The organism is Zoogloea sp. 1C4 (genome assembly GCF_009469605.1).
GTDB classification, from domain to species: Bacteria; Pseudomonadota; Gammaproteobacteria; order Burkholderiales; family Rhodocyclaceae; genus Zoogloea; species Zoogloea oryzae.
Genome location: NZ_SSXU01000095.1, coordinates 1 through 1,498 on the forward strand (window position 1 = coordinate 1; position 1,498 = coordinate 1,498).

Consider the following 1,498-nt stretch of genomic DNA (forward strand, 5'->3'; position numbering starts at 1 on the left):
GGATAGCATTGCATACAAGAGCTGGAGTCTATACGAGTATAGTTGGAGACGATGATCAGGCCATCTACTCCTTCAGATCCTCAGGAGGAGTCAAAATATTTCAACAGTTTGAAAAACACTTCAGACGTAAGCGGCTCGCCAGAACCGTATTGATATTTACTGAGAGGTCAGATCAACTTTCCAGGGCAACAGATCGCGTACCCGGTTTGCCGGCCAATCCTGGATATGCTCAATGACGTAACGCAGCCATTTTTCTGGTTCCACATTGTTCAGACGGCATGTGCCGATCAGCGAGTACAACACCGCCGCATGTTCGCCACCGCTGTCGGAACCCGCGAAGAGCCAGTTTTTCCGGCCTACGGCCACTCCCCGTAAGGCGTTCTCTGCGATGTTGTTGTCGATTTCCACCCAGCCATTACTGCAGTACACGTTCAGGGCCTCCCACTGTTTCAGCAGGTATGCGAACGCTTTTGCCGTATCCGAGTGACGCGACAGTGTTTTCATCTGTTCCTGTATCCAGTCATACAGTGACTGCATCAGTGGAGCCGCTCTGGCTTTTCTTGCTGCCAGACGCTGTTCTGCTGAACATCCCCGGACTTCTGCCTCGATGACATACAGTTCACCGATACGCTGCAGGGCTTCCGTGGTGATGTCGGTTGGCACTCTTGCATGCACATCGTGGATTTTTCTCCGGGCATGGGCCATACACGCGGCTTCCGTTATTCTGCCGGATTCGTATAACGCCCGGTAACCACCGTAAGCATCTGCCTGAAGCACACCGCTGTAACCGGCCAGGTGATTCTGTGGATGGATACCTTTCCGGTCCGGGCTGTACGCGAACCAGACCGCCGGGGGCATCTGTGAACCGGCGTTACGGTCATCACGGACATAGACCCACAGCCGGGCAGTTCTTGTTTTACCACTGCCCGGCTCCTGGACCGGAACGGGGATATCATCCGCATGGACTTTACCGGGCATCAGCACATACTGGCGCAGGACGTCATACAGCGGCTCCAGCAGTTCAGCAACGGCACCTGTCCAGCGCCCCAGCGTGGCGCGGCTCAGCTCCACGCCCTGGCGACGGTATATTTCTGACTGGCGGTATAACGGCAGATGGTCTGCATATTTCCCGGTAACAACATGGGCCAGAAGCCCCGCTCCGGCATAACTGCGTGCAATGGGTTTTGAAGGTACTGTTGCCTGCACGATATGGTCGCACCGGCAACAGGCCAGTTTCGGACGTTGTGTTTCGATAACCTTAAAGGCGCTGCTGATAAGCTCCAGTTGCTCTGACACATCACACCCCAGAGGACTGAGGTCACCACCACAGGCCGGGCAGCATTCCTCTTCCGGCCGGATGACCCGGGTTTCACGGGGAAGTGAGGCCGGTAACGGCTTACGGGCTGAAGACTGGCGCAGGGCGGATGGCAGTACCGGGTCATATTGCTCATCCAGCGTTTCCGCCATTTCTTCCTGAAGTGCGCTGATTCGCTCCTGG

Annotated in this window: 1 protein-coding gene and 1 pseudogene; one reads left to right on the forward strand and one right to left on the reverse strand. The window is 55.8% G+C overall.

Annotated features, from left to right (window positions below):
* Nucleotides 1-125 (forward strand): annotated as a pseudogene (locus GH681_RS23470) (UvrD-helicase domain-containing protein); the annotation flags it as partial.
* Nucleotides 126-156: 31 nt separating this feature from the next.
* Here GH681_RS23470 and GH681_RS23005 read toward each other — a convergent pair.
* The coding region (locus GH681_RS23005) for an IS66 family transposase (protein ID WP_153163822.1) at nt 157-1,498 on the reverse strand (1,342 nt) is incomplete at its 5' end.